This is a genomic window from Sphingomonas sp. Leaf37, from assembly GCF_920939475.1.
In the GTDB taxonomy this organism is placed as follows: Bacteria; Pseudomonadota; Alphaproteobacteria; order Sphingomonadales; family Sphingomonadaceae; genus Sphingomonas.
The window spans coordinates 602,046-626,335 of record NZ_CAKLAX010000003.1; the positions used below are offsets into that span (position 1 = coordinate 602,046).

Below are 24,290 nucleotides of genomic sequence, written 5' to 3' on the forward strand. Positions count from 1 at the left end.
CCGGCGATTACCAGATCGCCAGCGTCGCCAGTCCGATAAGCACGCCGGCGTGCACCATCGCAATCAGGTCGAGGTAGGTCGCGAACGGCTGTTTGCGGGTCTTGTGGCGGAACCGCCGTCGCGCCCACAGAGCACCCGGCGACCCGCCGATAAAGGCCAGGCTCAGCAACGTCGATTCGCGAACGCGCCAGCCCCCTGACGCCGCCCGCGCCTTGTCGTGGGCGAAGGTCAACACGGTCAGCAGGTTGATCGCGATCAGGACGATCAGCGGTGCGATGAAGGTCATGACGGCATCATCGTCAACGCCGCTTACGAAAGCATTGCCCCGCCCGTCGTCATTTCGCGGGCGGCATTGGGGTATATTGCGCCGACAGCAATCGCCAGACGCCACCACCGCGCACGGCGACATAGCGAACACGCATCGATCGTGTCGCCGCGACGCCGTCCGGCCGCGTCATGGTGAAGGAGAGCCGCTCCGTCTCGATCGCGAACGTCCCGTGCAGGCTGGTGCGACGATCGGCACGCTCGATCGCCGGTCCCGCCCGCCGCTGGTCGGCGCGATAGAAACCGAGCACCTTCGCCCGATCGTCGACGTCGCCGACCGGCGAGATTTCCTGATAATCGGGTGCGAGCGTGTTGCCGAGCGCCGCCTCGTCGAATGCGGCGCGGGCCGCGTTGAACCGGTCGACCACGCGCTCCACCGAAGCGATATCGGATGTGCCCGCCGCCGTGGCGGACGCCGCGATCGTCGAAAACAGGGCGGCGGCAAAACGATAGCGCATCGGCAGCATCCTCGCACAGGTGAGTTATGCAAGTAATACAGCCGAGCCCGCAGCGTCAAGCCGCCGTCGGATCAGATCATGCCGAGCGCCTGCATGTACACCTCGAGGATCGCCTCCTCCTCTTGGTACTCTTCCTTCTTCTTCTTGCGGATCGACAGGATCTTGCGGATCGCCTTGGGATCGTAGCCGCGACCCTTGGCCTCGGCCATCACGTCCTTGATGTCGTCCGAGATGCCCTTCTTCTCTTCTTCGAGGCGCTCGGCGCGCTCGATCAGCAGGCGCAGTTCGTCCGCTGCGACCTGTCCGCCGCCCATGCCTTCTTGCCGTTCGTCCGCCATTGTCCCACCCCGCCGCGAGCGTCCCGCGGCCCTCATATGATTCGCTGAAAGGATACCGGTCGCGACCGGTAGGGGCGGGCGTCTAGGCGTTTACCCTGTTCGGCTCAACCCCGGCCGGGTTCGGTCATCGCCGGCGGATCGCTGGCCGGGAAGCTTTCGTCCAGCGCTTCGTCGAGCGCGTCATCCTGCGCGTTCAGCTTGAGGCTCTCGTCCATGCGGGCGAGTTGCTCCGGGGTCGCCTCGGTCTGATAGCGCGCCTTCCATTCCGATTGCGGCATGCCGTATATCGTCTCGCGCGCATCGGCCTTGGGCATATCTCCCGCCTCCTCGATCCAGTCGGACAGGCAGTTGCGGCAGAATCCGGACAGGCCCATCAGGTCGACGTTCTGCGCATCGGTGCGGTGGCGCAGGTGGCGGACGAGGCGGCGGAAGGCTTGCGCGGCCACCGCATCGGGCAGGGCGTCGAGTTTGTCGGTCATACGGGTCTTTCCGAAGGTTGATCGCGACTAGATAGGGTCTAGAGGGGGGCGCGGCCATTCCCCAGGAGCCTTTCTATGACCACAGCCATTGCGCCCCGTTCGCGGAAAGTGCGCGTGCTCGCGACCCTTGGTCCGGCGAGCAACACACCCGAGATGATCGCTACGCTGTTCCAGGCGGGCGCAGACGCGTTCCGCATCAACATGAGCCACGGCGACCAGCAGTCCAAGATCGCGGTGATCCAGGCGATCCGCGGGCTCGAGAAGGAGTTCCAGCGGCCGACGACGATCCTCGCCGATCTGCAAGGGCCCAAGCTGCGCGTCGGCAAGTTCGAGGGCGGCAGGACCATGCTCGAAAGCGGCAGCACCTTCGTTCTCGACCGCGACAAGACCCCGGGTGACGCCACCCGCGTCGAGCTGCCGCACAAGGAAATCTTCGCCGCGATCGAGCCCGGCGCACGCTTGTTGCTCGACGACGGCAAGCTGGTGCTGCGCGTCACCGATCACGGTCCCGACCGGATCGAGACGCAGGTCGAGGTCGGCGGCGCGCTGTCGAACAACAAGGGGCTGAACGTTCCCGACGTGGTGCTGCCGATGGCGGCGCTGACCGAGAAGGATCGCAGCGACCTCGCCTTCGCGGTCGAACAGGGCGTCGACTGGATCGCGCTGTCGTTCGTGCAGCGGCCCGAGGATCTGGCCGAGGCGCGCAAGCTGATCGGCGGCAAGGCGGCGCTGCTCGCCAAGATCGAGAAGCCGGCCGCGATCGATCGCCTCGAGGAGATCGTCGAGATGTGCGACGGCGTGATGGTTGCGCGCGGCGACCTGGGCGTCGAATTGCCGCCGCAAACGGTGCCGCCATTGCAGAAGCGCATCGTCGAGACGTCGCGTCGGCTGGGACGACCGGTCGTGGTCGCGACGCAGATGCTCGAATCGATGATCCAGAGTCCCTCCCCGACCCGCGCGGAAGTGTCCGACGTCGCCACCGCGATCTACGACGGTGCGGATGCGATCATGCTGTCCGCCGAAAGCGCGGCGGGTGCGTGGCCGGTTGAATCGGTCGCCATGATGAACTCGATCGGCATCTCGGTCGAAGGCGACCCGATGCACGGCGATCGCGTCCATTTCACCGTGATGCGGCCCGATCCGACGACCGCCGACGCGCTGGCGGAAGCCGCCAAGCAGATCGCCAAGACGACGTCGGCGACGGCGATCATCTGCTTCACCACGTCGGGCTCCACCGCGCGCCGCATCGCGCGCGAGCGGCCATCAGTGCCGATCCTGGTGCTGACGCCGAGCAAGGACACCGCGCGCCGCCTCGGCCTGTTGTGGGGAACGCATGCCGTCCACACCCGCGACGTCGAATCGTTCGAGGACATGGTCGGCAAGGCCAAGCGCATGGCGTTGCGCACCGGCATCGCCAAGGCGGGCGACCGCGTGATCGTGATGGCGGGCGTCCCCTTCCGCACGCCGGGATCGACCAACGTGTTGCACGTGGTGCGGATCATTGGCGATGAGTTGAAGGACTACGTCTAAGCTCGAAAGGGTGCCCCGGAGCCACGGCTGTGCCGTCGCTCCGGGTTCCTGCGTGCGCAGGAATGCTGCGCTGTTATGTGAGCAGGCCCGCTCTTACCTGAGCAGGCCCAGTGTGCGCATGTCGCTGCGCAGGGTCGGTTCGTCGGTGAAGTGCAGCGCGATCAGGCCGACGCTCAGCGCGCCTTCGATATTTGTCGCATTGTCGTCGATAAAGACGGTGCTTTCCGCGCGCAGTCCGAACCGGTCCAGCGCGAGGCGATAGATCGCGGGATCGGGCTTCACCATCTTCTCGACGCCCGACACGACCACGTCGCGAAAGCGGTCGAACATCGCGGCTTCGCGCGCGCGGAACGGTGGCCAGAATTCGTGGCTGAAATTGGTGATCGCGTAGAGCGGCACATTCGCCGCTTCCAGTTCGTCGACCAGGGCGCGCATGCCCGCGATCGGATCGCCGATGCTTTCCAGAAAACGCGGGCCCCACACGGCGATCAGTTCGGCATGCTGCGGGTACAGCGCGGCAAGCTCCGCCGAGGTGTCGGCGAAGTCGCGTCCGGCATCATGCTGGAAATGCCATTCGTGCGTGACGACGTCGCGCAGGAACGCATCGAGCGCCCGATCGTCGTCGATCAGGCGCCCGTAAAGGATACGCGGATCCCAGTCGTACAGGACCCGGCCGACGTCGAAGATGACCGCCGTTGGAACAACGGCCGCCGGTATGACGTCGGCCGCAGGCGTCGCCAAAATGGCTTAGCCCTGACGCGCCTTGAAGCGACGGTTGGTCTTGTTGATGACATAGGTGCGGCCGCGACGACGGATCACGCGGTTGTCGCGATGACGGTCCTTGAGCGACTTCAGGCTATTGCGGATCTTCATGATCGATTCGCTTCTTTTTAGAAATTGACGGTGTCGGTGAAAGCGCGAGCGCCTAAGGGCCGGGGTCGCAATAGTCAAGCAACGCAGGGCGCGTTAGAGCGTTTCAGCAGCGCAACGTATCGCAAAGGTAGCTCCCGTCATGACCATCCGTTCCCTTCTGGCCATCGGCATCGGTGCCGCGACGCTTGCCGGTTGTGCGACCACCGCGCCGCTGCCGCCGACGGAGGTCATCCGTTATCACCTCGGCGAGCCGATCGCGCGCGGCACCGTGGCGGTCGAGCCGCTGTCGGGCGGCGCGCCGGCCAGTCTGGAGTTCAAGACCTATGCCGCCGCGGTTCAGGGCGAATTGCTGAAGGCCGGCTATAGCGTCCCGGCGCAGGGCGTGACGCCCGATTTCATCGCCACCGTCGGCTTCACGCGCACCAGCCAGGAGGGACCGCCACGCCGATCGCCGATCAGCATCGGCATCGGTGGCGGCGGCTTCAGCGGCGGCCGGAGTGGTGGCGGCGTCGGACTGGGCGGTGGCGTCGGCTTTCCGATCGGCGGCGGCGGGTCAACGCAGTTGCTGGTCGCGGAGCTGTCGGTGACGATCAAGCGGCGGGCCGACCAGTCGCCGGTATGGGAAGGCCGCGCGCAGGGCGTCAGCGACATCAAGGGTGCCGACGAGCAGGCGGGCAAGCTCGCGCGGGCGCTGTTCACCGGCTTCCCCGGTCAGTCCGGCCGTACCATCACCGTCAAATAATCGGGCGTTTTCATGACCATCAGCATCAACGCCGCCTTCGACGGCGGCAATATCCGTCTCGTCGGCATCGATGGCGATCGCGTCGATCTGGAGATCGTGCAGGATCACGCCTCGGACTTCTTCCAGTGGTTCTACTTTCGCGTGGCCGGGGCGCACGGGCGGCGGCTGACCTTCCGCATCATCAATGCCGGCACGTCCGCCTACCCCTTCGGTTGGCCGGGATACAAGACACGCGCCAGCGGCGATCGGCGGGCGTGGCGGATGATCGACACGACCTACGACGACGGCGTGCTCTCCTTCGATTACACGGTCGAGGGCGAGTTGGCGTGGTTTGCCTATTTCGCGCCCTACACGATGGAGATGCACGACGATCTGGTCGCCCGGATCGCCGCAAAGCCGGGGGTTACGCATCGCGAACTGGGCGTGTCGCTCGACGGGCAGGCAATCGACTATTTCCGGATCGGCAATGGTCCCAGGCCGGTGTGGCTGTACGCGCGTCAGCATCCCGGCGAATCGATGGCCGAATGGTGGATGGAGGGCGCGCTGGAATGGTTGACCAGCGACGCCGCGGCACCGCTGCTGGCCAAGGCGACGGTGCATGTCGTCCCGAACATGAACCCGGACGGCACGCGACGGGGGCATCTGCGCACCAATGCGGCAGGCGTGAACCTCAATCGCGAATGGCATGCACCTTCGGCAGAGCGCAGCCCCGAGGTGTTGTGCGTGCGCAATGCGATGGACGAGACCGGCGTCGCCTTCGCGATCGACGTGCATGGCGACGAGGCGATCCCGGCGAACTTCATCGCGGGCTACGAGGGTATTCCCAACTGGACCGACGATCACGGCGCGAAATTCTATGCGTTCGGCGATCGGCTGGCGGCACACACGCCCGATTTTCAGGTCGGCAAAGGATATGAGAAGTCGAGCGCCGGCAATGCGAACCTGTCGATGTCGACCAATCAACTGGCGCAGCGGTTCGGCGCGGTGTCGGTGACGCTGGAGATGCCGTTCAAGGATCACGACCCCAATCCCGACGCGGAATTCGGCTGGTCGGGCGAACGCAGCAAGCGACTCGGCGTGTCGTGCCTCGAGGTGCTGGCGACGATGATCGACGAGATCTGATGCATATCCGCCGCGACGATCCGGCAGCGCCCTACGTCGCGGCTTTGCTGGCGCATCACCTGACCGAATTGCGCGGGAATATGGCGGAGTTCGCCTTCGCCCTCGACGCGACCGGGCTGGCGGCGCCGGAGGTGACGTTCTGGACGGCATGGCGCGGCGAAACGCTGGTCGGTTTCGTCGCGCTGAAACAGCTCGATTTTGATCACGGCGAGCTGAAGTCGATGCGGGCCGCCCCGGAGGCGCGCGGCACAGGCGTCGGCCGCGCGCTGCTCACCCATGTCATCGAGGAGGCGCAGGCGCGCGGCTACTGCCGGTTGAGTCTGGAAACCGGCACGGCCGATCTGCACGCGCCCGCCGTCGCGCTATACCGCAGTGCCGGCTTCATCGACACGAATGCCTTCGCGGACTATCGCCCCAGTCCGCACAACCAGTTCCTCACCCTTTCTCTTCGGGAGTCCTGATGCCTCGCCTCGTCCTGATCCGCCACGGCCAGTCCAGCTGGAACCTCGAAAACCGCTTCACCGGCTGGTGGGACGTCGATGTCACCGAAAAGGGTGCGGCGGAGGCCCGCGCGGCGGGCGAGCTGATGGCGGCGAAGGGCCTCGATTTCGACATGACGTTCACGTCGTTGCAGACGCGCGCGATCAAGACGCTCAATCTGGCGCTGGAAGCGATGGGCCGGCTGTGGCTGCCGACCGAAAAGGACTGGCGCCTGAATGAGCGGCATTACGGCGGCCTGACCGGGCTCGACAAGGCGGAGACCGCGGCGAAGCATGGCGACGAACAGGTACATATCTGGCGCCGCAGCTTCGACATTCCGCCGCCGGTACTGGAGGCGGGCAGCGAATATGATCTGTCGCAGGATCGCCGCTATGCCGGCATCGCCATTCCGTCGACAGAGAGCCTGAAGGACACGATCGACCGCGTCCTGCCCTATTACGAGGAGCGGATCGCACCGCTGCTGCGCGAAGGGCAGCGGGTGCTGATCTCGGCGCACGGCAATTCGTTGCGTGCATTGGTGAAGCACCTGTCGAACATTCCCGACGATGAAATCACCGGACTGGAGATTCCGACCGGTCAGCCGATCGTCTACGAACTGGACGGTTCGCTTGTGGCGACGGATCGCTATTATCTGAGCGAACGCTGAGCTTCACCCACCGGGCAACTCAAGTTGCCCTCCCCTTCCTCCCCCGCTAGGTGCGCGCGATGGAATATCCGCTGGTCGGCATCATCATGGGCTCGACGTCCGACTGGGAGACGATGCAGGGCGCGGCGGACGTGCTGGCCGAACTTGGCGTGCCGCATGAGACCAGGGTCGTCTCGGCGCATCGTACCCCCGACCGGCTATACGATTATACGAAGACCGCGGCGGATCGTGGGCTGAAAGTGGTGATCGCAGGTGCCGGCGGCGCGGCGCACCTGCCGGGCATGGCGGCGGCGATGACGCATTTGCCGGTGCTGGGCGTGCCGGTGCAGAGCAAGGCGTTGAAGGGGCAGGATTCGCTGCTGTCGATCGTGCAGATGCCCGCGGGCATTCCGGTCGGCTGCCTCGCGATCGGCAAGGCCGGCGCGATCAATGCCGGACTGCTCGCTGCGGCGATTCTCGCCACCAGCGACGAAGCGCTGTCGCAGCGGCTGCAGGCGTGGCGGCAGAAGCAGACCGACGCGGTCGCCACCGAACCGGCATGATGCTGAAGCCCGGCAGCACGATCGGCATTCTCGGCGGCGGGCAATTGGGCCGTATGCTCGGCGTGGCGGCGGCGCAGCTCGGCTATCGCACGCACGTGCTCGCGCCCGACCGCGAGAGCGTCGCGGCCCAGACCGCATCCAGCATGACGCGGGCGGATTATCACAACCGCATCGTCCTCGCCGATTTCGCCGCGTCGTGCGACGTCGTCACCTACGAATTCGAGAATATCGCGCTGGCGCCGGTCGAATGGCTGGCAGAACGCGTGCCGGTCCACCCCCACCCGCGCGCGCTGGCGGCGGCGCAGGAGCGGATCGCCGAAAAGCGCTTCGTCGAGCACGTCGGCGGCCGCCCGGCGCGCTGGGCCGCGGTCGACAGCCGCGAATCGCTGGAGGTGGCGCTGGCCCATGTCGGCACGCCCGCGGTGCTGAAGACCGCACGCTTCGGTTATGACGGCAAGGGACAGGTGCGGTTGCACACACCTGCCGATGCGGATGCGGCGTGGGAGGCGATCGGCGGTCCGGCGGTGCTGGAGGCGTTCGTCACATTCAGCCACGAATTCTCGATCCTGATCGCGCGCGGGCAGGATGGCGCGACGGTACGCTACGACCCGCCGCATAACGTCCACGTCGACGCCATCCTGCGCACCTCGACCGTGCCCGCTCCGCGCGACATCCTGGATCAGGCGGAAGAAGCGACCGCGCTCGCCTGTCGCATCGCCGCCGAGCTGGACTACGTGGGCGTGCTGGCATGCGAGTTCTTTGCGACCGCCGGCGGCCCCGTGTTCAACGAAATGGCGCCGCGCGTCCACAATTCGGGGCATTGGACGATCGAGGGCGCGGAAACCTCGCAATTCGAAAACCACATCCGCGCGATCTGTGGCCTCCCGCTCGGCAGCACCGCGCTGACCGGGCGAACCGTCGCGCTCGAAAACCTGATCGGCGCGGATTCGTGGCAGCCGGTACTGCGCGAGCCGGGCGCGCATCTGCATCTTTACGGCAAGGGCACGGCGCGCCCCGGACGCAAGATGGGACACATCACCCGCATCGTGCGGTAGCACGCATGTCGCGCACCGTTACTCAGGGCGCGGGAACGAGCGAATCGGTTCCTTTGATCGCGACTGCCCAGCGATATACCGCATCAGCGACGTACATGCGAAATTGCGCCGGATCGAAATAGACCTTTTTCGCACGACCGACACAGACGAGCCCACCGCCGACGATCGATGCTTCCAGCTTGCCGATCAGGTCGGCGCGTTGGGTCCGCACCAGACGCAACGATAGTTCGGGCTGCATCCGGACCAGACATACGGCGATCTCGAAATACCGGCGGTCGACCGGTAAGCGATAACGCGCGAGCGGGATCTCGCGTGCATCGAACCGCCGTTGCACGACCGGATCAGCCGTTTGCGCCCTGGTCATAGTCAGCCCCGGCGCGAAAATCTGGAGAGCGCGAAGGTACATTGCGCCGCGATCATAATAACTTGGATCGTAATGCTTGCCGTCGATCGCGGCGAGGCCGTGCAGCCGCGCGAGTTGCGGGTCCTGCGCGCAGGTCGAACGCAGGCCGACGAAACGACCTTGCCAGAAGCGCTGCCCGGCGCCGTTGATGGGGCCATCCAGTGCCCGGCGCAGCGCGTCGCGCGCCGCGGGCTTCGCGTTGAGTTCCGGCGTGACCGCGCATCGTGCAAACCGCTCCGACATCGCGAAGATGCCGTTGCTGGCATTGGCGCTGTAACCGGTCCGATTGGTGCCCATGGTCCGATGCGTCACCGGTGCCTCGGGATCGTTGAGATCGAGATCCCGCAACCCATTCACCACGATATCGTCGGTGGGCGGTGTCGGCGTTCCGGATACGGCGCCCGGGGTTGTCGGCACCTGTGCACCAGCCGCTGCGGTCACGCCCAGCGTTACAACGCCTGCCGCCCTTACGATGTACCTAAGCGTCATACATCCCGATACCACTGCCTCGTCATGTAGCATGACAGGTCGAGGCCCGCGCGTCGAACATGACCCTGCGACGCGCATCGGGCATCCTCCATTCCGATGCCAGCGATCGATCGGCCGCGAAGCGGCGCCCCGGAAACCGTCACGGCCCGCCTCCTCGTCAGGAGACGGGCCGCGCATGCGCTACGATCGGCGGTTGCCGATCGGATCAACCCGTGCGCTTGCCCGACAGCGGGAAGCTGCCGAACGCGCCGGCGCCGACCGTGCCGGTCAGCGTGTCGCCCTCCGCCGTCGCTTCGCAATCGAGCGTCATCGGCATCGGCACGGTCATCTGCTGCTTCCAGGTGATCGTGTTGCCCGAGACTTCGCCGGTCACGTCGCTCGAGCCCATCGCACCCGATGCGGTGCCGGTGAAGGTCGACCCGTCGCTGTTCACGGTCAGGGTCAGGTTCTGGTCGCCCAGCGGCGATTTAACGGTGCAGTCCCAGCTGCCATCGACATCGGCCATTGCCACTCTCCTTACTTCGCTGCGGTCACGGCACCGGCAGAACCGCCGGCCACCGCACTTGCCGGCACGACCTCGACCGGCAGGCCAAGGGTGTCAAGCTGCGGCTTCACCTTGGCCGCGTCACCGACGACGACCCAGGTTATCCGCTTGGCATCCAACGCACTCTGGATCGCGGAGTTCAGCTGCGGCAGCGTGTAGCCACGATAGCGCGCGGTCAGCGTTGTCTGGTAATCGTCGGGCCGCTTGTAGAGGTCGTTGCTCTGCATCGCCGCCAGCACCGCGTCCGACGTTTCGTAGGTGCCGGGCAGCGCGTTGATCGCGCCGTTGATTGCGCGGGTGAATTCCACCTGAGTCATCGGCTCCTTGCCGAGGAACGCCACGACATCGTCGCGTGCCGAGGCGAGCGAGGGGCCGGTCTTGTCCGCCTGCACCGGCGCGGACAGGATGAACGGCGCGGCATATTCCGCGGTCTGGAAGCGGCCATTGGCGCCATAGGACCAATGCTTGTTCTCGCGCAGGTCCATATTCAGCCGGCCGAGGAAGCTGCCGCCCAGCGCGTCGTTGGCGGTGGCGACCGGCAGCAGGTCCTGCGTGCCCTTGAGGGTGGTCGGGATCACACCGACGATCACCGACTGCGGGCTGTCGGGCCGATCGATCAGCTTGATCGCGGGCACGGCCGGACGCTGGGCGACGGCGAAGTTCTTGGTGCCGGCCGTGCCGGTCGCCGTCCAGTCGCCGAGCGCCGCGTTCAGCGCCGCGGTCACCTCGGCGAGGGGGCGATCGCTGGTGACGAACAGCTTTGCCTTGTCCGGCCGCAGCCAGGCCTGCCGATAGGCGATCAGGTCGGCACGGGTCAGCGCCGCCACTGCACGCGGGTCGCCGCCACCCTGCGCCTTGGCATAGGGGAAGTCGGGGCCGTAGGTGACCTGCGGCACGACGCGGCCGATCAGGCCCATCGGATTGGTCAATTCCTGCTGGATGCCGGCAAGCGTCTGCGTCTTGACGCGGGCCAGCTCCGCTTCGTCGAACGCGGGATTGCGGGCGATGTCCGCGAACAGCGTCAGGGCCGGCATCAGATTGGCGCTCGGGACCTGCATCAACATCGTCGTACGATCGAGACTGCTGCCGGTGCCGATCTCCGCGCCCAGCCTTTCCTTCGCCTCGGCCAGCTGGATCGAGTTCAGGCTGGTCGTCCCTTCATCGAGCATCGCCAGCGTCAGCCCCTGTGTGCCGAGCTTGCCCGCGACGTCGGCGGCGGTACCGGCATCGAAGCTCAAGACCGCCTGCGTCACCGGCACCGCGGTGCGCTGCGCGTAGACGACCTCGATCCCGTTGTTCAGCCGGGTACGCTGCACCGCCGGGAAGGTCAGCCCGGTGAGCGCACCGACGGCGGGCAGCGGCCCGCGCGTGCCCTTCACCGGCGTCTCGGGCGCAGCCTTTACCGCGACTGGTGGTGGCACGGTCGCCTCCGCATAGGCTTCGCGCGCACCCTGTTCGACGGTCAGCGCATAGGCCGGACGACCGAGCCACTTGTCGGCGGCGGCCTTGACCGTGGCGGGTGTCTGCGCAGCGAGGCGGGCGAGACGGGTCTTGTAGAAGCCGGGATCGTTGTAGAACAACGCACCTTGCGCCAGCGCGACCGCCTTGCCGCCGAAACCGCCGACCGATTCCAACCCGCCGATCGTGCCGGCGACGCGTGTGGTCACTACGCGGCTGACCTCGTCCTGCGTCGGGCCGTTCTTCAGGAAGTCCGCGAGGATCGCGTCGATACGCGCCTCGACCAGTTTGGGGTCGACGCCCGGCTTGACGATCGCGCGGATGCCGAAGTTGCTGACCTCGGCTCCGCCACCGGCATAGGCCGACACGTTGACCGCCAGCTTCTCCTGCTTGACGAGGATGTTGTCGAGCCGGCTGGAGGCAAGGCCGCCGAGCACCGTCGCCGCTACGTCGAGTGCCGCGGCATCGGGCGCGTTGCCGCCGGGGATCGCCCAGTTGCGCGACACCATCACCGCGGCGACGCGATCCTTGATCGTCTCCGCCTTGGGCGCGGCGAGCGTGGGTACCGGTGCGGGGCGCTTGACGCTCTTCGGGCCCGCCTTGATCGCGCCGAAATACTTTTCGACCAGCGGCCGTGCGGTGGCGACATCGACATCGCCGGCGAGCACCAGCACCGCGTTGTTCGGGCCGTAATTGGCCGTGAACCAGTTCTTCACGGTCTGCAGCGACGCCGCATCCAGATCGGCCATCGACCCGATCGTGTCATGACCATAAGGGTGATCGGCGGGAAACAGCCCCTCGGTCACCTTGTAGCGAACCAGGCCATAGGGCTGGTTGTCGCCCTGCCGCTTCTCGTTCTGGACGACGCCGCGCTGCTCGTCGAGTTTCGCCTGCGTGATCGCGCCGAGCAGATAGCCCATGCGGTCGCTTTCCAGGAACAGCGCCCGGTCGAGCGCCCCGGTCGGCACCGTCTCGAAATAATTGGTGCGGTCGAGGTTGGTGGTGCCGTTGAAGTCGGTCGCGCCGACCTGCTTCAGCGGTTCGAAGAAGTCGTCGGGCGCATTCTCCGACCCGTTGAACATCAGATGTTCGAACAGATGCGCGAAGCCGGTCGACCCCTTCGGCTCGTGCTTCGCGCCGACGTCGTACCATACGCTGACCGCGACGACGGGCGCCTTGCGATCGGTATGGACGATGACGCGCAGGCCGTTCTTCAGCGTGAACTGCTGGTAAGGGATGTCCACCGACTTGACGAGCGCCGATACCGGCGCGGCTTTGATGGCGGCCGCGGTCTGGGCGTGCAGCGGCGCGACGAGCGCGATCGATGCGACGCCGGCAAGCGCGAGAAGCTTCGTCATGGTGCAGGATCCCCGGTATGTCTTGAACGACTGTGCTGGTGGAGCATAACGGTGACGGTACCGCTGGCAAGCGACCGACACGGATTTTGTTTTCGGCGATTCCGACGATCCGCCACACTTGTGTTGCACAATGGCAACACTACATTCGGGCAATACTGAGATGAGGTTGGAGCAGGGCTGATATGAACCTCGAGAAATTCACCGATCGCGCGAAGGGTTTCCTCCAGTCGGCGCAGACCGTCGCGATCCGCATGAACCATCAGCGGATCACGCCGGACCATATCCTCAAGGCGCTGCTGGAGGACGATCAGGGCATGGCGGCCGGGCTGATCCAGGCTGCCGGTGGCGACGCGAAGCGCGCCGTCGCGGAGGTCGACACCGCACTCGGCAAGATTCCGGCGGTGTCCGGTTCGGGAGCACAGACGACGCCGGGGCTCGACAACGACACCGTGCGGGTCCTCGATTCTGCCGAACAGGTCGCCCAGAAGGCTGGCGACAGCTACGTCACCGTCGAACGGCTGCTGCTGGCGCTCGCGCTTGCGCAGACGACGAATGCAGGCCGGGCGCTGCAGGCTGCGGGTGCGACGGCGGAGGGCCTGAACGGCGCGATCAACGCGCTGCGCGGCGGCCGGACCGCGGACACCGCATCGGCGGAGGACCGCTACGATGCGCTGAAAAAGTTCGCCCGCGACCTGACGCAGGCGGCGCGCGACGGCAAGCTCGACCCGGTGATCGGCCGCGACGAGGAGATTCGCCGTACGATCCAGATCCTCGCGCGCCGCACCAAGAACAACCCCGCCCTCATCGGCGAACCCGGCGTCGGCAAGACCGCGATCGCCGAGGGGCTCGCCCTGCGCATAGCCAATGGCGACGTACCCGACACGCTGAAGGGTCGGACGTTGATGTCGCTCGACATGGGCGCGCTGATCGCCGGTGCGAAATATCGCGGCGAGTTCGAGGAGCGGCTGAAGGGCGTGCTCGACGAAGTGAAGGCCGCAGAAGGCGACATCGTCCTGTTCATCGACGAGATGCACCAGCTGATCGGCGCCGGTAAGTCCGAGGGCGCAATGGACGCGGGCAATCTGCTGAAGCCGGCGCTGGCACGCGGCGAACTGCATTGCGTCGGTGCGACCACGCTCGACGAATATCGCAAGTACGTCGAGAAGGACCCGGCGTTGCAGCGCCGCTTCCAGCCGGTGTTCGTCGGCGAACCGACGGTCGAGGATACGATCAGTATCCTGCGCGGGCTGAAGGAGAAATACGAGCTTCACCACGGCGTGCGGATCACCGACGGTGCGCTGGTGTCGGCGGCGACGCTGTCGAACCGTTACATCACCGACCGGTTCCTGCCCGACAAGGCGATCGATCTGATGGACGAGGCCGCGAGCCGCATCCGCATGGAGGTGGAGAGCAAGCCCGAAGAGATAGAGACGCTCGATCGCCGCATCCTCCGCCTGAAGATCGAGCGCGAGGGATTGCGACGCGAAACCGACGAGGCGTCGCGCGACCGGTTCGAAACGCTGGAGGAGGAACTCGCGAACTTCGAGCAGCAATCGGCCGAGCTGACGCAGCGTTGGCAGGCGGAGAAGGACAAGATCGCCGGCGAGGCGAAGCTGAAGGAGCAGCTCGACGCTGCGCGGCTGGAGCTGGAACAGGCGCAGCGCGCCGGTGATCTGGCGAAGGCGGGCGAGCTCTCCTACGGCCGTATTCCCGCGCTCGAGAAGCAGCTGGCCGAGGCACAGAACGTCACCAAGGGCGCAATGCTGCGCGAAGAGGTCACCGCCGACGACATCGCCGGTGTCGTCAGCCGCTGGACGGGTATCCCCGTCGAGCGGATGCTGGCCGGCGAACGCGACAAGCTGCTGCGCATGGAAGAGGTGATCGGCAAGCGCGTGATCGGCCAGGCCGACGCGGTACGCGCCGTCTCGACCGCGGTACGCCGTGCAAGGGCGGGGTTGCAGGACCCTAACCGCCCGCTGGGGAGCTTCCTGTTTCTCGGCCCGACGGGAGTCGGCAAGACCGAACTGACCAAGGCGCTGGCCGAGTTCCTGTTCGACGACCCCAACGCGATGGTCCGTATCGACATGAGCGAGTTCATGGAGAAGCATGCGGTGTCGCGGCTGATCGGCGCACCTCCCGGCTATGTCGGCTATGAAGAGGGCGGCGTGCTGACCGAAGCGGTGCGACGGCGGCCATATCAGGTGGTGCTGTTCGACGAGGTCGAAAAGGCACACGGCGACGTGTTCAACGTGCTGTTGCAGGTGCTCGACGACGGGCGGCTGACCGATGGTCAGGGCCGCACGGTGGATTTCAGCAACACGCTGATCATCCTCACTTCCAACCTCGGTTCGCAATATCTTGCCAGCCTTGAGGAGGGGCAGGACGTCGAGACGGTCGAGCCGCAGGTGATGGAGATCGTCCGGGCGCACTTCCGTCCGGAATTCCTCAACCGGCTGGACGAGGTGATCTTGTTCCACCGCTTGGGGCAGACGCACATGGCGCCGATCGTTGACATCCAGGTGGCGCGCGTCGGCAGGTTGCTCTCCGATCGCAAGGTGACGCTGGACCTGACCGATGCGGCACGGGCGTGGCTGGGCCGCGTCGGCTACGACCCGGTCTACGGCGCTCGGCCGCTGAAGCGCGCGGTGCAGCGCTATCTGCAGGATCCGCTGGCCGACCTGATCCTGCGCGGCGACGTGAAGGATGGCGCAGTCGTACGGGTGGACGAGGGGGACGGGAAACTGGCGCTTCAGGTCGAGTGAGGCCGGCGTTTCACATCGATCGCGGACAACAAAAAAGGAGCGGCCTTGCAGCCGCTCCTTTCTTTTATTCCAGGCGTCCGAGCGCTTAGAAGTTCACACCGAACTGGACGCGAACGAAACGCGGCGTCTGGTAGGTGAGCGGCAGACCGTAGTTCGGCGACGGAGCGCCGGCATCGGTGGTGCCGACTTCCTGAAGATCGAACACTGCCTTGTCGTTCAGGACGTTGAAGATCGACAGACGCAGCTGCGCGTCGAAGGCATCGGTCGGGATCTTGAACCCGACGTCGAGGTTCACCGTCGTCTGCCAGTCGTTCTCGGTCACGCTGCCGCGCGGGGTCAGGCGGCCCGTGATACCACCGACGTTGGTGTTCACGTTGTATGGCCCCTGCGTCAGGATGCTACCCGCCGTATCGGTGACGCAGTAGAAGCCAGCTGCGCCATACGCACTGGAGTTACCGCCATCGACATTGTTCGGCACGGTACCGATGCAACCATACTTGCGCGGCGAGGTCGCCTGCACGTTGAGGCCCACATTGATCAGATCGTTGATCTGATAGCTGCCGTACAGCTTGATGTTGTGGGCGTTGTGCGTGGGCAGATAGCCGTATGCGCCGTTGACCAGCGCCGGATAGTCGAAGTTGGTGGTCAGGCCGGAGTCTGTCTGGCCGTTGTCCGAACGGACACCACCTTCGATGTTACCCACGTTCTTCGAGTAGGTGTAGTTCGCCGACAGGCTCCACACACCATCGAATTCACGGTCGAACGTGAAGGTCATCGCCTTGTAGCTACGCTTCGCCTTGGGCAGACCGAGGTCGGCAGCCGTCAGCGTTACTTCACGACCGTCTAGCGCGCTGCCGTCGAGCACCACGGTCACGTCGTTGCCCGGGTTGAGCAGCGCATACTGGTGAGCGCCGCTGAACGTGGCGAGACAGGAAGCGAGCACAGTCCCCGTCTGCGTGCGGCGGCAATAGCCCTGCACGCCGGCGTCGATGTACGCGTCCTCCAGCGACACGCCCAGATCACGCTGGGTGTAAAACGCGCTGAACTTCATGCGCGCGCCGACCCGCTGTTCGAAGCCGATCTGATATTCGTCGGTCGACTGCGCCTTCAGGTTCGAACTGACCAGCGTGTTGAACGGCGGCGAAGTGCCGTCGCTATTGACGGTGCAGTTCCGCACGTTGCCGGGCGTAGGCTCGAGCGCCGCTGCCGGACACGCCGTCGCCGCGCCGCCGCTGATTGCGATCGGTGCGCCGTAGATCGGCGTATTGTCGGCGTTCACGCCAGCCAGAACGTAATATTGCGTATAGTCCAGTTCCGGACCGGCAAGGCGGACGTTCGTGTTGGTGGCCACCGGCAGGAAGTAACGGTTGAACGAACCGAATACCTTGGTGCGGCCATCACCCACCGGATCGAAGCTGGCGCTGATGCGCGGCGCCCAGTTGTCGCCGGATTCGAAGAACGTCTCACCGTCGGCGTTCTTGTTGGTGAAGCGATCGTTGCGAACGCCGGCCGTGATGTTCAGACGGTTGCTGAACAGGATCCAGTTGTCCTGCAGGTAATAGGCTTCGCCCTTCGTGGTGAACAAGCCACCGTTACGGAAGAAGCGACGCGTGACATACTGGGTGTTGGGCGTCGTGACGGTTCCGGTGCCGCCCGGACCCGAATTGGCATAGACCAGATTGTAGTTGCCGTTGCGCTGCGTGGTCGACTGATCGCGCAAGTTTTCGCGATCGTAGCCGCCACGGATGTGGTGGCTGCCGAGCAGGTTGAAGTACAGATCGGCATCAGCGCGATAGAATTCGCGACGGGCTTCCTCGAACGTCGAGTTGGTCGTCGGATTGCCGATGGCGACGCTGGCACCGCTGCGCTGGTCGGTGATCACCGGGAAGTTCGGCGTGGAGGACGTGGTATCGCCACCCTGATAGGAGCGTCCATATGCACCCGACAGGGTGAACCAGTCGGTGAACGTGCCGGTGTAGCGAGCCACGTAGTTCTCGCCGCCGACGCGGGAGACTGACGAGGCCGCATAACGACCGAGCTGGTTCGTGTTCGGGTTGTACCGGCCGCCACTGGCGAGCGAGTAGGTGCCGTTGCCGAACGTGTCGCTCCGCGTCGTGCTCTCGGTATTGAAGTACGTGAACTCGAGACGCTGGCCGTCGACGATCACGGCGTCGATCTTGCCACCGTAGAACGGGCTGTTGGTCGTCGAACGCGTGAAACCGGTACCCGCGAGCGCGAGGCCGGCCGTCGCCGGACCCGGATAGGCAGCGCAGAGCGTCGGATAGGTCGAGCAGCCGTTGACGCCGGTAGCAGCGGCCGTGACGGCACCGGTCGAACCGACACCCGACACGATGTTACGGCTGTTGTAGATACCGTAGAAGAACAGATGGTCCTTGATGATCGGACCCGACAGCTGCGCGATGAATTCCTTGCGCTCGTTGAAGCGTGAATCATTGTCCGTCGCATAGGTGTTGGGCGACTTGGCGCGCAGGTCGTCCGGCTCCCAGTTGAACGTCACGCCGCCATGGAATTCGTTCGAGCCCGACTTGGTCGTCGCATTGACGAAACCGCCGGTGAAACGGCCGAATTCAGCGGGGATGCCGCCCGTCTTCACTTCGACCGACTGGTAGAAGTCGAACGGCACCGTGTTCGCACCGATACCGGTGGTGAAGTTGGTGATGTTCAGGCCGTTGATGTAGAACGTGTTTTCCGACACCGACGACCCTGCGATCGACGGCACGTTGCCGAAGGTGGGATCGCCCGTCTGCGTGCCCGGTGCGAGCAGGATGACCGAGGTGATGTCGCGCGCCACGGGAACGCGCGTCGCCAGCTCGCCGAGGTTGATCACGGCGCCGGTGGTGTTGCGGTTGAAGTCGACGGTCTGGACGCGACCGGCGGTCACGACGATGTCCCCGCCATCGGCGGAGGTGCTGGCCGAACCGGCCGGCGACAGCGTGAACTGGTTGGCGGCGCCAGCCTGGTTCAGGCCGACGTTGTTGTCGGTGAAGCTGTCGAAGCCCGATGCCTCGATCGTGAAGGTGTAATTGCCCTGCGGCAGTGCGGGCACGCGGAACGTGCCGTCGTTGCCGGTGGTGACGGTGCGGGTGAAGCCCTGGTCGTTCGACGTGACGGTCACGGTCGCGCCGGCGATCGGCTGGCCGCTGGTGCTCTGGATGCGACCCGTCGCGTTGACCTGGCTGTAATCCTGTGCGGCCGCCGGTGCGGCCACGGCGAACGCGCCGAGGCCGGCGCCAACCAGCGCCAGCGCCTGGAGCGCCGTGCTGCCGCGCAACGACTTCCGCGCGAAGTTAAGTGTGTTGATCATGTTTTTCCCTCGCTTGACCCGAAATGGTCGCGACCCGCTGTGACGGTGCCGGTTTCGGGCAGTGCCTAGCCCCCTTTCAGCCGCGCGAGCGGCTCCCAAGGGCCATGGGAAGAAGGAATGAGGCCGGACTAATTAGCTGTAAAGACGCCATTCATCTTAGAGGCGCCTTTAACGTGCAGTGTAGCGAAAAAGACACAATTATTGTCATACCAGATTGCCGCACTGCACAAAGATTATGCGGAGCCGCCGATTACCGGATGAATCTGCCAAAAATTGAAGCACGGTCGTTGGCCTTTCCGACCTTCCGCCGATCCGGATGGTCATCGGTCGGTCGACGATCGGCGATGCCGGGCGGCTCGATCGATGCTGTGCGCCCAAGTCATTGCGCCGCGCCGAAAGACACCCGACATTGCCCATCATGAAAGCGGCGGTCACCGCGGTCCTGGGACCCACCAACACCGGCAAGACGCATCTCGCGGTCGAGCGGATGTGCGCGCATTCCAGCGGCATCATGGGGTTTCCCCTGCGATTGCTGGCGCGCGAGGTGTACGACCGGGTCGTCAAGCTGAAGGGCGCGGATCAGGTCGCGCTGGTCACCGGCGAGGAGAAGATCGCGCCACCCAACGCGCGCTGGCACCTGTGCACGGTCGAATCGATGCCCGAACACGACGCCGCCTTCGTCGCGCTGGACGAGGCGCAGCTGGGGACCGATGCGGAGCGGGGACATGTTTTCACCGACCGGCTGCTGCGGCGTCGCGGGCGGGAGGAAACGATGATCCTGGGATCTGAGGCGCTGCGCCCGATGATCCGCGATCTGGTGCCGGATGCCGAGATCGTCGGACGGCCGCGCTTTTCGAAGCTGACGTACGCGGGCGCGAAGAAGATCAGTCGCCTGCCTAAGCGCTCGGCGATCGTCGCGTTCAGCGCGGAGGAGGTCTATGCCGTCGCCGAGATGCTGCGCCGGCTACGCGGTGGCGCAGCGGTGGTGATGGGCGCGCTGTCACCGCGTACCCGCAACGCGCAGGTTGCAATGTTTCAGGCTGGCGAAGTCGATTATCTGGTCGCGACGGATGCGATCGGCATGGGCCTGAACATGGACGTCGCGCATGTCGCCTTCGCCGGGCTGCACAAGTTCGACGGGCGCCGCAACCGCCGACTGACCGTGGCAGAAATGGCGCAGATCGCCGGCCGGGCCGGACGCCACCAGCGCGACGGCACCTTCGGCGGCGTCGTCGAGGAGGGACCCGGCGCATTCCTGCCCGAAGAGGTGTTCGCGATCGAGGAGCATCGCTTTCCGCGGATCGAGCATCTGTATTGGCGCAACGGCGAACCCGACTTCTCCAGCGTCGACGCGCTGATCGCCAGTCTGGAGCGAAGGCCGGAGCCGGGCGTGCTGCTGCCGTCGCCACGGTCGACCGATCTCGCCGTGCTGAAGCGGCTCGCCGACGAACCGTGGGTCCGCGACCGGTCGCGATCGCCGGCGATGGTCAAGCGATTGTGGGCGGCGTGCGGCCTGCCCGATTTCCGCAAGCTCGGCATCGATCCGCACGCCCGCTTCGTCAGCCGTGTCTTCGGCTATCTGTCCGAGGGGCGCGGCGTCATCCCCAACCAATGGTTCGCCGACGAGGTGACCCGGCTCGATACGATCGCAGGGGATGTCGAGACGATCGCCGGGCGGATCGCAGCGATCCGCAGCTGGGCCTACATCGCCCAGCGCCCCGACTGGCTGGCCGATCCCGCATACGGCGCCGAGCGCACCCGCCAGATCGAGGAGCGGCTGTCCGATGGGCTGCACGCCAGCCTGACCCAGCGGTTCGTCGACAAGCGCACCACGGCACTGATCCGCCAGATCGGTGCCGATGCCAGCCTGCTGCCGGTGGTGATCGGGCCGGAGGGCGAGGTGCTGGTCGAGGATCATCCGATCGGCCGGCTCGACGGCTTTCGTTTCACCGTCGATCCCGCCGCCCGGGCAGGCGATCGCCGTCTGTTACTGGCCGCCGCGGAGAAGCGGCTGGCGGGCGAGCGCACGCGCCGTGGTGAAGCATTGGTCGGCGCCGAGGACGCCGCCTTCATGCTGGATGGCCCTGCGATCAGATGGGGTGGCCATACCGTGGCGCAACTGACGCCCGGGCCGTCGCTGGCCCGGCCGCAGATCAGGCTGGATCGCGACCTCGACTGCCTGACAAAACCACAGCGCGAGGCGGTGCAGACGCGGCTGACCCGCTGGCTGGCCGCTATGATGGCGAAGCATCTGCCCGTCCTGCCCGCGCTGTCCGAAGCCGCACGCGACCCCGAGGCCACCCCGGCGCTGCGTGTCGTCGCGGGCGAACTGGAAGCGACGGGAGGGCTGTTCCCGAGACTGGGTTTGCGCGAACCGCTGGACGCGCTCGACCAGGACGAGCGCAAGCGGTTGCGCAAGATCGGCATCACCATCGGCGCACTCGATCTTTTCGATCCCCGGCTGCTGAAGCCCGCGGCGGCACGTTGGCGTCTGGCGCTGCTCGCGGTCCGCGGAACGGTACCGGCCTCGCCGCGGGAGGGCGCGAGTGTGCTGCCTCGAGGTGCGCCGGGCGCGACGCTCGCTACCGGGTTCCGCCCGCTCGCCGCACAGGCGGTACGCGTCGATCTGGTCGAGCGGATCGCGCGCGCCGCGCACGACGCGCGGCAGGGCCGCAAGCCGTTCGCGCCCGATCCGGCGCTGGCGACATCGATGGGCGTGGAACCAGCGACGTTCGAGCGGCTGATGGCCGAACTGGGTTTCCGCACCGTTCGCAGGGACGGGCAGGACGTCCCGGCATGGGTGTGGCACGGCCGGCGCCCGCCCAAACGCGAGGAGCGACCCGCACCACCGCCGACGGGTGCGTTCGCGGCACTGGCGAGCTGGCGCCATGGCTGAAGCGAGCATGCGCCTCGACCGCTTTCTGTGGTTCGTGCGGATCGCCAAGACGCGGCAGCGTGCGCAGGAGATCGCCTGCGATGGCCGCATGCGGATCGACGGACGGGTCGTGGATCGCAGCGCCGCACCGGTGCGCATCGGCAATATCCTGACCTTTGCATCCGGTGATCGCGTGCGCGTGTTGCGGGTCGAGGCGCTGCCGACACGACGTGGCCCCGCGCCCGAGGCGCAGGCCTGTTATCAGGAGCTGGTTGCAAACGTATCGCAACCGTCCCCTATCGATTGACGTGAGGGGGAACGGGGCATAGCAGCCTCGCGTTCATATCCGGCTTCGCGTGGAGCCCGTTACCCCGCTCCGCAGGGAGCAAATTATCAAGGCCGCAAGGAACGCCCATGACCTACGTCGTCACCGATGCCTGCATCCGCTGCAAGTATATGGACTGCGTCGAGGTATGTCCGGTCGACTGCTTCTACGAGGGCGAGAACATGCTCGTCATCAATCCCAGCGAGTGCATCGACTGCGGCGTCTGCGAACCGGAATGCCCGGCCGAGGCGATCCTGCCGGATACCGAATCCGGGCTGGAGCAATGGCTGGAGCTTAACACGACCTTCTCCGCGCAATGGCCCAACGTGACGCGCAAGCTGGACCAGACGCCGCCCGATGCGGATACGATGAAGGGCGTCGAGAATAAGTACGACCAGTTCTTCTCGCCGGAACCGGGCACGGGCGATTAAGTCGCGAATTTCGCGGGCATGAGGCAGCGTCGCTGACTGATCCGCGCTGGTAATTTTATTGCGAGTATGTTAAAAGGGTCCATGACGGGCATGACGAGTCATGCCTGCTCAGGAGACACTCGTACCAACCATCCTCGTCGGTCCGACAGCGGTTTGCCGCCACGGGCCGTCCACGACGAGCGATGCGATCCAGAAAGGCCCGTTCATGGCTGCCAAGGCATTGTCCTTCGATGTCGGTGATTACGTTGTTTACCCGAAGCATGGCGTCGGCCGTGTGATCGAGCTGCAAAAGCAGGAGATCGCCGGGACCAGCCTGGAGCTGTATGTGCTCCGCTTCGAAAAGGAGCGCATGACGCTCCGCGTCCCCACCAACAAGGCCGAGTCGGTCGGCATGCGCAAGCTGTCGTCGGACAAGACGATGCGCGAGGCGATGGAAACGCTGAAGGGCAAGCCCAAGGTCAAGCGCACGATGTGGTCGCGCCGCGCGCAGGAATATGAGGCCAAGATCAACTCGGGCGACCTGGCGTCGATCGCCGAAGTGGTCCGCGACCTGTTCCGCGCCGACGACCAGCCCGAGCAGAGCTATTCCGAGCGCCAGATCTTCGAAGCGGCATGCAGCCGCCTCGCCCGCGAACTCGCCGCGATGGAAGAGGTCGACGAGCCCAAGGCGCAGGAAAAGATCCTCGAAATCCTCCGCGCCGCGGCCGCGATCTACAACAAGGAGAAGGTGCCGGCATAACGCCGGGGCTTTCGCCAGAGCTTATCAAGAGGCGGTCCTGCGAAGGGCCGCCTTTTTCGTTGTGGGGGCTGGGCCCGGCCCTTGGAGCGGGCGCCGATGCGCATGAACACGCGAATTCGCAGGCGAGAGCGTCACGCGTCTCCAATCCACATAACCTACCCCATATTCACCGTTTACAACCGTAGACGATCCACTGTATCGCTTGGCTATAACAGCTGAGGATGCCGTTCGATGAAGTATCTCGCACTCGCCCTGATCCCCCTCGCCGCCGCCGGCGCGTTCGCCGCGGAACGCGATAAGGGACCGGGTCTGCCGGGACAGCGCGACGGCAATGCACTGGTCTATGCCGCGCGCGGCTTCGACACCGTCAGTCTCGGCGGCGCCGCCCGCGTGCTGGTCCATACCGGCCCCGCCTTCTTCGTCCGGGCCGAGGGGCCGGCGGGCGCATTCGCCAACTTTCGCGTCGCGGTGAAGGATCGGACGCTGGAAGTCGGCCGCCGCTACGAAGGCCGCAGCCAGTACAAGCTGGAAGACCGTATCGTCGTCCACGTCACGCTGCCTGCGCTCGCCGGGGCCAGCGTCGGCGGTTCGGGCAGCATCGCCGCCGACCGCGCCGGCGGCGCACGCTTTGCGGGTGCGGTCGGTGGATCGGGGTCGCTGCGCATCGCACGGCTCGATGCACAGAAGGCCGAATTGAGCATCGGCGGATCGGGCGAGATCGCGGCGGCAGGCAACGTCCGTGCGCTTGAGGCGAACGTCGGCGGTTCGGGCCGGATCGTCGCTCCCGGTCTGCGCGCTACCAGTGCCGAGGTGTCGGTCGGTGGATCGGGCAGCGTTCGTGCCCTCGTCGCCGGTCCAGCCGAGGTATCGATGGCTGGCAGCGGCACCGTCGATCTGGGGCCGCAGGCGCGCTGCGAAGTGAGCAAGATCGGTAGCGGCACGGTACGCTGCGGGCGTTGATCGCCAGCTTG

Annotated in this window: 23 protein-coding genes; 13 read left to right on the plus strand and 10 right to left on the minus strand. The window is 65.8% G+C overall.

Going from position 1 to position 24,290, the window contains the following annotated elements; all coding sequences use genetic code 11:
- Positions 1–7: 7 nt before the first annotated feature.
- The 4 genes from LRA87_RS12560 to LRA87_RS12575 all read right to left on the minus strand — a co-directional run bounded on the left by LRA87_RS12560 (position 8) and on the right by LRA87_RS12575 (position 1,599).
- Positions 8–286, minus strand: coding sequence for a DUF1294 domain-containing protein (locus LRA87_RS12560; RefSeq protein ID WP_230631798.1), 279 nt, complete (start codon positions 284–286; stop codon positions 8–10).
- Positions 287–335: 49 nt separating this feature from the next.
- On the minus strand, positions 336–782 hold the full coding sequence (locus tag LRA87_RS12565) for a DUF4440 domain-containing protein (RefSeq protein ID WP_230631799.1): 447 nt from the start codon (positions 780–782) through the stop codon (positions 336–338).
- 71 nt (positions 783–853) lie between these two features.
- Positions 854–1,120: a DUF2312 domain-containing protein gene (locus LRA87_RS12570; protein WP_230631800.1), complete on the minus strand. Its 267-nt coding sequence runs from the start codon at positions 1,118–1,120 to the stop codon at positions 854–856.
- Between the two features lie 104 nt (positions 1,121–1,224).
- On the minus strand, positions 1,225–1,599 hold the full coding sequence (locus LRA87_RS12575; RefSeq protein ID WP_230631801.1) for a DUF1244 domain-containing protein: 375 nt from the start codon (positions 1,597–1,599) through the stop codon (positions 1,225–1,227).
- Positions 1,600–1,674: 75 nt separating this feature from the next.
- Between LRA87_RS12575 and pyk the strand changes: the two genes are divergently transcribed.
- A complete protein-coding gene (gene pyk / locus LRA87_RS12580; RefSeq protein WP_230631802.1) occupies positions 1,675–3,129 on the plus strand; it encodes a pyruvate kinase in 1,455 nt (484 codons plus the stop codon).
- A gap of 93 nt (positions 3,130–3,222) precedes the next feature.
- Here pyk and LRA87_RS12585 read toward each other — a convergent pair whose 3' ends face one another.
- On the minus strand, positions 3,223–3,870 hold the full coding sequence (locus LRA87_RS12585) for an HAD family hydrolase (RefSeq protein WP_230631803.1): 648 nt from the start codon (positions 3,868–3,870) through the stop codon (positions 3,223–3,225).
- Between the two features lie 6 nt (positions 3,871–3,876).
- On the minus strand, positions 3,877–4,002 hold the full coding sequence (ykgO, locus tag LRA87_RS12590) for a type B 50S ribosomal protein L36 (RefSeq protein ID WP_003046794.1): 126 nt from the start codon (positions 4,000–4,002) through the stop codon (positions 3,877–3,879).
- Positions 4,003–4,141: 139 nt separating this feature from the next.
- Between ykgO and LRA87_RS12595 the strand changes: the two genes are divergently transcribed.
- From LRA87_RS12595 to LRA87_RS12620, 6 genes are read left to right on the plus strand one after another with little or no spacing between them, the layout of a single operon-like run.
- Complete coding sequence (locus LRA87_RS12595) at positions 4,142–4,744, plus strand: DUF4136 domain-containing protein (protein ID WP_230631804.1); 603 nt, start codon at positions 4,142–4,144, stop codon at positions 4,742–4,744.
- A gap of 12 nt (positions 4,745–4,756) precedes the next feature.
- Entirely contained in the window at positions 4,757–5,866 is a 1,110-nt protein-coding gene (locus LRA87_RS12600) for a M14 family metallopeptidase (RefSeq protein WP_230631805.1), read from the plus strand.
- Entirely contained in the window at positions 5,866–6,327 is a 462-nt protein-coding gene (locus LRA87_RS12605) for a GNAT family N-acetyltransferase (RefSeq protein WP_230631806.1), read from the plus strand. The genes LRA87_RS12600 and LRA87_RS12605 overlap by 1 nt, the downstream gene beginning before the upstream one ends.
- Entirely contained in the window at positions 6,327–7,013 is a 687-nt protein-coding gene (gene gpmA / locus LRA87_RS12610) for a 2,3-diphosphoglycerate-dependent phosphoglycerate mutase (protein WP_230631807.1), read from the plus strand. The genes LRA87_RS12605 and gpmA overlap by 1 nt, the downstream gene beginning before the upstream one ends.
- A 59-nt stretch (positions 7,014–7,072) precedes the next feature.
- Positions 7,073–7,555 (plus strand): 5-(carboxyamino)imidazole ribonucleotide mutase, encoded by a 483-nt coding sequence (gene purE / locus LRA87_RS12615; RefSeq protein ID WP_230631808.1) that lies wholly within the window; start codon positions 7,073–7,075, stop codon positions 7,553–7,555.
- Entirely contained in the window at positions 7,555–8,610 is a 1,056-nt protein-coding gene (locus LRA87_RS12620; RefSeq protein WP_230632284.1) for a 5-(carboxyamino)imidazole ribonucleotide synthase, read from the plus strand. The genes purE and LRA87_RS12620 overlap by 1 nt, the downstream gene beginning before the upstream one ends.
- Positions 8,611–8,632: 22 nt before the next feature.
- On the opposite strand, the gene LRA87_RS12625 is transcribed toward LRA87_RS12620, so the two are convergent.
- The 3 genes from LRA87_RS12625 to LRA87_RS12635 form a co-directional block, all read right to left on the minus strand.
- Positions 8,633–9,502, minus strand: coding sequence for a hypothetical protein (locus LRA87_RS12625; RefSeq protein WP_230631809.1), 870 nt, complete (start codon positions 9,500–9,502; stop codon positions 8,633–8,635).
- Positions 9,503–9,707: 205 nt separating this feature from the next.
- The gene (locus LRA87_RS12630) at positions 9,708–10,007 is read right to left on the minus strand and encodes a hypothetical protein (RefSeq protein WP_230631810.1); all 300 of its coding nucleotides are present in this window, start codon (positions 10,005–10,007) and stop codon (positions 9,708–9,710) included.
- Positions 10,008–10,018: 11 nt separating this feature from the next.
- Positions 10,019–12,862 carry a M16 family metallopeptidase gene (locus tag LRA87_RS12635; protein WP_230631811.1) on the minus strand — a complete coding sequence of 948 codons (2,844 nt, stop codon included), beginning with the start codon at positions 12,860–12,862 and terminating at the stop codon, positions 10,019–10,021.
- A 182-nt stretch (positions 12,863–13,044) separates the two neighbouring features.
- Between LRA87_RS12635 and clpB the strand changes: the two genes are divergently transcribed.
- Positions 13,045–15,624 carry an ATP-dependent chaperone ClpB gene (gene clpB / locus LRA87_RS12640; RefSeq protein ID WP_230631813.1) on the plus strand — a complete coding sequence of 860 codons (2,580 nt, stop codon included), beginning with the start codon at positions 13,045–13,047 and terminating at the stop codon, positions 15,622–15,624.
- 85 nt (positions 15,625–15,709) lie between these two features.
- On the opposite strand, the gene LRA87_RS12645 is transcribed toward clpB, so the two are convergent.
- Positions 15,710–18,949: a TonB-dependent receptor gene (locus LRA87_RS12645; protein ID WP_230631815.1), complete on the minus strand. Its 3,240-nt coding sequence runs from the start codon at positions 18,947–18,949 to the stop codon at positions 15,710–15,712.
- A gap of 418 nt (positions 18,950–19,367) precedes the next feature.
- On the opposite strand from LRA87_RS12645, the gene LRA87_RS12650 reads away from it, so the two are divergent.
- The 5 genes from LRA87_RS12650 to LRA87_RS12670 all read left to right on the plus strand — a co-directional run bounded on the left by LRA87_RS12650 (position 19,368) and on the right by LRA87_RS12670 (position 24,279).
- Positions 19,368–21,845 carry a helicase-related protein gene (locus tag LRA87_RS12650; protein ID WP_230631816.1) on the plus strand — a complete coding sequence of 826 codons (2,478 nt, stop codon included), beginning with the start codon at positions 19,368–19,370 and terminating at the stop codon, positions 21,843–21,845.
- Positions 21,838–22,131: an RNA-binding S4 domain-containing protein gene (locus tag LRA87_RS12655; protein ID WP_230631818.1), complete on the plus strand. Its 294-nt coding sequence runs from the start codon at positions 21,838–21,840 to the stop codon at positions 22,129–22,131. Before LRA87_RS12650 ends, LRA87_RS12655 begins: the two co-directional genes overlap by 8 nt.
- Positions 22,132–22,238: 107 nt before the next feature.
- On the plus strand, positions 22,239–22,580 hold the full coding sequence (fdxA, locus tag LRA87_RS12660; protein ID WP_230631819.1) for a ferredoxin FdxA: 342 nt from the start codon (positions 22,239–22,241) through the stop codon (positions 22,578–22,580).
- A 205-nt stretch (positions 22,581–22,785) separates the two neighbouring features.
- Positions 22,786–23,319, plus strand: a complete 534-nt coding sequence (locus tag LRA87_RS12665; protein ID WP_230631821.1) for a CarD family transcriptional regulator — start codon at positions 22,786–22,788, stop codon at positions 23,317–23,319.
- Between the two features lie 231 nt (positions 23,320–23,550).
- Entirely contained in the window at positions 23,551–24,279 is a 729-nt protein-coding gene (locus tag LRA87_RS12670; protein WP_230631823.1) for a GIN domain-containing protein, read from the plus strand.
- Positions 24,280–24,290: the final 11 nt, after the last annotated feature.

What these genes read in the sequence shown, in the direction of transcription:
- LRA87_RS12560 (WP_230631798.1), bottom strand. Translation starts at nt 286, where the DNA reads ATGACCTTCATCGCACCGCTGATCGTCCTGATCGCGATCAACCTGCTG.
- LRA87_RS12565 (WP_230631799.1), bottom strand. Translation starts at nt 782, where the DNA reads ATGCGCTATCGTTTTGCCGCCGCCCTGTTTTCGACGATCGCGGCGTCC.
- LRA87_RS12570 (WP_230631800.1), bottom strand. Translation starts at nt 1,120, where the DNA reads ATGGCGGACGAACGGCAAGAAGGCATGGGCGGCGGACAGGTCGCAGCG.
- LRA87_RS12575 (WP_230631801.1), bottom strand. Translation starts at nt 1,599, where the DNA reads ATGACCGACAAACTCGACGCCCTGCCCGATGCGGTGGCCGCGCAAGCC.
- pyk (WP_230631802.1), top strand. Translation starts at nt 1,675, where the DNA reads ATGACCACAGCCATTGCGCCCCGTTCGCGGAAAGTGCGCGTGCTCGCG.
- ykgO (WP_003046794.1), bottom strand. Translation starts at nt 4,002, where the DNA reads ATGAAGATCCGCAATAGCCTGAAGTCGCTCAAGGACCGTCATCGCGAC.
- LRA87_RS12595 (WP_230631804.1), top strand. Translation starts at nt 4,142, where the DNA reads ATGACCATCCGTTCCCTTCTGGCCATCGGCATCGGTGCCGCGACGCTT.
- LRA87_RS12600 (WP_230631805.1), top strand. Translation starts at nt 4,757, where the DNA reads ATGACCATCAGCATCAACGCCGCCTTCGACGGCGGCAATATCCGTCTC.
- LRA87_RS12605 (WP_230631806.1), top strand. Translation starts at nt 5,866, where the DNA reads ATGCATATCCGCCGCGACGATCCGGCAGCGCCCTACGTCGCGGCTTTG.
- gpmA (WP_230631807.1), top strand. Translation starts at nt 6,327, where the DNA reads ATGCCTCGCCTCGTCCTGATCCGCCACGGCCAGTCCAGCTGGAACCTC.
- purE (WP_230631808.1), top strand. Translation starts at nt 7,073, where the DNA reads ATGGAATATCCGCTGGTCGGCATCATCATGGGCTCGACGTCCGACTGG.
- LRA87_RS12620 (WP_230632284.1), top strand. Translation starts at nt 7,555, where the DNA reads ATGCTGAAGCCCGGCAGCACGATCGGCATTCTCGGCGGCGGGCAATTG.
- LRA87_RS12625 (WP_230631809.1), bottom strand. Translation starts at nt 9,502, where the DNA reads ATGACGCTTAGGTACATCGTAAGGGCGGCAGGCGTTGTAACGCTGGGC.
- LRA87_RS12630 (WP_230631810.1), bottom strand. Translation starts at nt 10,007, where the DNA reads ATGGCCGATGTCGATGGCAGCTGGGACTGCACCGTTAAATCGCCGCTG.
- LRA87_RS12635 (WP_230631811.1), bottom strand. Translation starts at nt 12,862, where the DNA reads ATGACGAAGCTTCTCGCGCTTGCCGGCGTCGCATCGATCGCGCTCGTC.
- clpB (WP_230631813.1), top strand. Translation starts at nt 13,045, where the DNA reads ATGAACCTCGAGAAATTCACCGATCGCGCGAAGGGTTTCCTCCAGTCG.
- LRA87_RS12645 (WP_230631815.1), bottom strand. Translation starts at nt 18,949, where the DNA reads ATGATCAACACACTTAACTTCGCGCGGAAGTCGTTGCGCGGCAGCACG.
- LRA87_RS12650 (WP_230631816.1), top strand. Translation starts at nt 19,368, where the DNA reads ATGAAAGCGGCGGTCACCGCGGTCCTGGGACCCACCAACACCGGCAAG.
- LRA87_RS12655 (WP_230631818.1), top strand. Translation starts at nt 21,838, where the DNA reads ATGGCTGAAGCGAGCATGCGCCTCGACCGCTTTCTGTGGTTCGTGCGG.
- fdxA (WP_230631819.1), top strand. Translation starts at nt 22,239, where the DNA reads ATGACCTACGTCGTCACCGATGCCTGCATCCGCTGCAAGTATATGGAC.
- LRA87_RS12665 (WP_230631821.1), top strand. Translation starts at nt 22,786, where the DNA reads ATGGCTGCCAAGGCATTGTCCTTCGATGTCGGTGATTACGTTGTTTAC.
- LRA87_RS12670 (WP_230631823.1), top strand. Translation starts at nt 23,551, where the DNA reads ATGAAGTATCTCGCACTCGCCCTGATCCCCCTCGCCGCCGCCGGCGCG.